This is a genomic window from Okeania sp., from assembly GCF_983059655.1.
In genome coordinates this window covers 1-5933 of sequence record NZ_CEZPJD010000494.1, presented here as the reverse complement: position 1 = coordinate 5933, position 5933 = coordinate 1, and the positions used below count along the sequence as shown (strand labels likewise).

The window sequence follows — 5933 nt, the reverse complement described above, 5'->3', positions numbered from 1 at the left end:
AAGGAACATAACGTAGTTGACCATCGGGTGCATAAACAATAGTTTTAGCATTCATGATTGTGAGGTGAGGTTCTATAGGTTTTATCAACCAATTGTAAAGTTTTGTTCCAGCTTCCATAACTCTTCGATCGGGTTGATTATTATTTCCTCTAGATAATGATTGGGCTTTATTTCTATTTGTTAATCTCACTCTTAATTTAAGGATCGCTTGATTAAATTCTTCTTTGGTTACTGAAACAGTGCGATGAATTGGATCGGAATTAGCACTGACTAATATTAATTCTAAGCGGTCTTCTAAAAGTAATGGATATAAGACTACCGTATTTTTTTCTTGATGTTCTTGAAGTTCATACTTTAAGGAAAGCAACAGATCCGAACTAAGTTTTTGACCATGAGCATTTTTATCTAATTCTGAAACAATTTTTGCCACTTCTTCACTATCAATAAAATCATGAATACTCAGCAATTTATCTGACGAAATATTCTGATATTCAATCTGGTTATTGCTGACTTCATTCATTAACTGAGTGTACCTTTTCCAGAATTTTTTTTCTAGTTCTAACAATGGAATTTCAGTATATTCATCCTCATCAGTTTTTAAGTTTCCCATATATTCAAATATCTCTTGTTCCTTCAATAAATCTAGAATTTGATGTGCTTCTATGGCGCGTTTTTCTTGGAGCAATAAGTCAGCCAAAGTACGATATATTTCTGCAACACTTTCTATATAAGATTTCTGCTGTTCTACTGGTAATACTTTTAAATCTTTGCGAATAGTTTCAGTAATATTAACTGATTGTTTATAAAAGATTATTGCTAATTGAGGGTGATTTTTTCTTTCTAATAATTTACCGATATTTGCCAGGATAATTCTTTCTCCATCCTGGTTTCCATGTTGTCTATCTATAATTAAAGTATGAGTCAGAAATTGTAAAGCATCTTGATGTCGGTCTGACTCCCGATGTACTATACCAATATGATGAAGTGTAGCTGCTTGACTTTCTTTGTTGCCCAATTCTTCTCGAATAATTAATGCTTCCTGATGAGATTCCAATGCCTGAGAATTTTTGCCTTGTTCTCGATAAATTACACCTATATTATCAAGAGTTGTAGCTATACCAAAACGGTCTTGATTTTGCCGATGAATTGCTAAAGATTGTTGATAAAATTCTAAGGCTTTTGGAAATTCTTTTAAGTGACGATAAATAGCGCCAATATTATTTAAAATTGTAGCTTTTGTTGGGGGGTTAATCTTTAAAACTTGCTGATAAAAATTTATAGCTTGTTCGTATTGACCTAAATGAGAATAAACTAACCCCATATTACTTAAAATTGCACTAATATTTGCATTATCTTTTTCCTGTTGAGCAATTTTTAAAGCCTCTTGATAAAACTCTAAAGACTGGGAATATTTACCTTGAGTATCGTAAATAATAGCAATTTCATTTAAAGTACGACTAATAGCAGCACGATCGCCTTGTTGATTATGAATTTCTAATACCTGTTGCCAAGTTTCTAAAGCTGCTTCTAATTCGCCATTTTGATATTGTTGTGTAGCTCGATCGTCAAGTTGTTGTGCTTCTATTGCTAAATTTTCTTGGGCGAGGCGATCGCGCCAGCGAAACGTAGTTTTATCGCTATATTTTGTGGCCTTTTGTGCAATTGCCTTTGAATGTATATGTATTTTCTCTGTTACTAGAAATGGACACAAAACTAGGAAAAATCCAGTACCGATAATTAATTTAAAATATTTCCAATTTCTCATTTTATATTCTTTGGGTGAATTTATTTATATCCATAAACTCATTATAATTTCAACATTCTCCATACATAAACTAGTGATTTCTCTTAAATTTATCCTAGAAGCTACTAGAAATTTATACAATTACTATTAACAAGTCTTTTAATTATCTAGTTTTGATGAAAAAATTAGCCTTCAAATAGGTTAAAAATTTACCTCACAGGAAGTATTTCAATTTTAATCTGAACTCCCGTTTCCTTAACATTAGGAACATATTCAATAGTCAGCTTAGGAATACAACTCAAGCGGTCGTCCTGTAGTACTCCCGCACCATTTAATGTTAAAGCATCAAGACAAGCCCCAGCTAAATTATCTAAATCGGAATTAGTACGATGTTTACCACAAAAACTGATAGAAATAGCTGCTTTTTTAATTGGTAAGTTGACTTCTAAATTAAGCTCAGAAACTTGACGGTAAATTTCTACTTCTGCCTGATTTCTCCAAGCACGATATCGAGGTGGTAAATAAGTACCATTAGTCGTAACTCGTGGCCGTGCTTTTGGAACTACTTTCCCAGGAAGATAAAAGTTAATAATTGTGGCATTTTCAGATTCTTCAGGATCTGGAACAGAGGTCGGAAAATTTTCAGTATTGCTCAATAATGGAATAATTTGATTCACTTCTGTATCCACGTCTTCTTCAAAATTATCCTTTGACTTAGAGGAAATAAGTGGCATCTCGGGCATATTCTCCATGGCAGATAAATCTACTTTTCTATAAGCATCTAATTGTGTCCGGAAACTAGGCCAACTTTTAGCTATTTGCAGATAAGTTTCAGCACAACTTTCTGAGAAATTGCAATTCTTTTTGACCCAAGATTCCCATTCAGTGGGAGACAATAAAGCTTGAATTTCTAGCAATAATTGCCCTAAAGAATAAGCAAATGCCATAGCATTAAGGTCGTCTTGGCATTGTTTATGTTTAAAATTAATTTCTGCTATTAAGTCTTGCCAATTAATTAACATTTGATATTAGATATTATGTGAAGAAGTTGACTATATAGTGTTTCTCAGGCTAATAGGGAATAGGTAGGAACGTTGCATGCAACGTCCCTACAGATTATTTCGTTTACGGGTTATTCGGGAGCAACTAATCAAAGGGGTATTCATAATTCTTATGTTGATTACGGTTAGTCCAAATATCTTATAGCAATGTGCGCTGGCTTGCTTTACAAATGTCAGGAACTGTCCAATAGCTAAAAGTTTTATATAATAAGCTTTTTATCCCCCCTACTGCCTCTCTTGGTCAGCATTCCCTTGCGCCTAGCGGCGGCGCGGGGTCTGACCGCTATTGCCTACTGCCAAATGAGCTGCGCACAGCGCTATAATTCTTATGTTGATTCACCAACACCTTTTCTGAGCATAAAATTTAGGGGCAAACAGTTGTTCGCCCCTTCTCAAATTAGTTAATTGTTGTAGCTATAATTTTAGATAAATCAGGACTTGCGCATTACGCATGAGGTACGAAAAACTAACTTGAGATTGCTTTCCGTTCCGGACTGCTCCGCAAACCCTATCGGTCGCAATGACAGAAATAGGTTGAGGTGCGTAAGTCCTAATAAATGTGATTCATTTATTGTCAGCGTTCAGATTTCAGCTAGCTTTCTAGGTCGAAACTGCCTCTGAAAACGCCTCACCCCCTTTCTAACTTCTGACTTCTGACTTCTAACTTCTGACTTCATTAACGGCGTCGTCTAGTTCCAAAACCACCACTACGACGAGAGGGAGATAACCCGCCACTACCAAAACTACGACGTTGTTGGCGAGGTTTTGCTTGATTTGAGCGACGCAAGTCACTAGCACTAGCACCGCTTCCCGTGGAACGATTTAGATTTTGCTGCTGTCTGCGAGTATTGTTACTTCTAGTTGAATTAGTTACACCTGTAGCACGCAATGTTTGACGATTTTTCACTGCTGCTGGTGGAGCTTGATAACGTTCTTGATATCGGTTAACAGCTTGGTCATAGCTATTGCCATACCCACCATAACCAGTCATTACTCCACCTGGTTGATAAACTGGCGGTACATAGTATTGAGGTCTGAACAACATATTACTAATTGCTCCACCAACTACCTGACCTGCTATTACCCCGGCAAAAGGTGTCCAGAAGTTAGACTCTCGACGCACAATTATTGTTTCTTGTCTACCTGTTTGGGGATCGGTTTGGACTTCAGTAACGTTGTGTACATATTCAATTTTAAAGTCTGGTTTAATGTGTAAACTAGCTTGGTTGCCATTAATCTCAGCATAATTATTTTTGCCTTCCTGAATTTCTTCTTCAGTCAAACTTGCCATTTGCAAATCTGTAGTACTATACATCGGTGGTGTACCTGACGGAGTATTCAGTAACATTAAGGTATACTCACCGTTAGCATCGTTATAAGTTGCCTGTTGTACGGGATATTGTCCCTGAGTTACTTGATTTCGGTTTTGCTTAGTGAGGTTAGAAGAAATATTGGAATTTGAGTTTTGATATGATGTTGTGTTGGAACTGCCACAGGCGACAGTTGTCCAACACAATGTTAAACACATAAACAAAACAGTTAATTTACGTAACATATTATAATTTTCCCTAAACAACTTTGAGTAAGTTCTATTTATTATTCTACCTTGATGTGAAGTTCTCTCCCGTTAAATCGCAGATTATAACGGGAGACCCCGAGACCATATCAAGTTGGCTTTTGAGCAGGGAATAATTAGTCAAAAGTCATAATTTAAAAGTCAAAAGTTATAAGTCAACTGCTATAAATACCCCAGGTTTGATAGGGAATGAGTAGCAGTTGTTGTCTCACTCCCTGCTGTCTTTATTACAAAGGAATAAGTTCAGAAAAGTTTACTAATAATTGTTCATTATCTAACTCATCTCCTAAACGTGCTGGAGAAAAATGTATTTGAATACCTCGTAGTTTTTCTTGATAATGCAGATTAATTAAGGCTTTTAGTGCTGTAGTCATTGCATCCATACTAGCAAGATCGGCTTCAATATCTGGTACTTCTCCCTCGAAAGCAACTGTGAGCATGACTACTAAGTTACCAGTAGGTGATAAAGTTAGGAGTTGATCATCTGCTTCATAATCTTCATTGTCCCCAGAGCTTAGGTAACGAGAAGCTGAGTCTGTAAAGAGTTCGTCAAAGAAATCTCCTGCTTCTCCTTCATTCCAAATTACATCTCCCTCATTAGCAGCAGACTGCCAATAGGTATCATATTGTAGCAGACTCTGACAGACTTCAACGAGTTCCTCTCCTGCTACTTCCAAGTTACCTTCTGATGCAACTATTTCCCTTACAGCTCGATTCAAAACACCCAAGAAAGGCGTTACCTCTGAACCCGCTAGGTGGAGAAATAAACGAGAGACAACAAATCGAGTTTTACCTGTAAATTTTTTGAAACTATCTTGCCAAGAACTCATAATTTACCTTCAAAAAAATCCAAAAATCCAAAAATCCAAAAGTAATAAAGACTAATTATATCATGTTTGAATAATTAGTTATGATAAAAATTCAGTGGTTAGTAGCTAATAATATCTATATTTTGTCTTTTTGCTGCCAAGTATGTTTAAAGTTGAAATCAAAATGCTATTTAGTGTTTATTTAGGTAATCACATAATCTATATCAGTATAATTATTGGTTCTTCTTTTTTTGATACTCCCTGTTTGTTGCACGCGGTATCTTCCTTTGCCTACCCTCCTCAGAATTGAGTCTGTGGTGAACTCAAGAGATTCAGTTATAGAAAGTGAACGCGCACCAAGCAGGTAGAAAAATGCTTCCATTTCCGTTCTACTAAACTTACCCAAACTTACCCATACACGATTGCATAAGCTTTGGAGCTAGCTTCCTGCTTTGCGTTCCGCAATGCTGCGCAAACACAGAAGACCACTGACCGCAGTCTGTAACTTATCTTCTCCACAGGCTTCAATTCGCTCTTGACTCAAGCTACTGATACACATAGTTTTTCAGGTTGATAGCAGCGTTAAAGTCTCTATCAGCTTCAAAACCGCATTCACTACATTTGCTAACGCAAAGCTGCGCTAACATAAGTTCTCAAGTGCAAGGGCATTTTCTGTTGATGCCCACAGTTTGAACATATTTGAGAACTTGGGTAAAATCTATCAGCTATGACTAATTCACTGC

Annotated in this window: 4 protein-coding genes and 1 pseudogene; all 5 read right to left on the bottom strand. The window is 36.4% G+C overall.

The window, feature by feature from the left end; genetic code table 11:
• Positions 1-1765, bottom strand: a 1765-nt coding sequence (locus AC3DU7_RS22615; RefSeq protein ID WP_488041551.1) for a CHAT domain-containing protein, incomplete at its 3' end; no start/stop codon positions are given.
• A 188-nt stretch (positions 1766-1953) separates the two neighbouring features.
• A complete protein-coding gene (locus AC3DU7_RS22610) occupies positions 1954-2766 on the bottom strand; it encodes a RusA family crossover junction endodeoxyribonuclease (protein WP_488041099.1) in 813 nt (270 codons plus the stop codon).
• Between the two features lie 715 nt (positions 2767-3481).
• Positions 3482-4360 carry a hypothetical protein gene (locus AC3DU7_RS22605; RefSeq protein WP_488041098.1) on the bottom strand — a complete coding sequence of 293 codons (879 nt, stop codon included), beginning with the start codon at positions 4358-4360 and terminating at the stop codon, positions 3482-3484.
• A gap of 248 nt (positions 4361-4608) precedes the next feature.
• Positions 4609-5211: a DUF1517 domain-containing protein gene (locus AC3DU7_RS22600; protein WP_488041097.1), complete on the bottom strand. Its 603-nt coding sequence runs from the start codon at positions 5209-5211 to the stop codon at positions 4609-4611.
• A 524-nt stretch (positions 5212-5735) separates the two neighbouring features.
• Positions 5736-5933: pseudogene (locus tag AC3DU7_RS22595) on the bottom strand (zinc ribbon domain-containing protein); the annotation flags it as partial.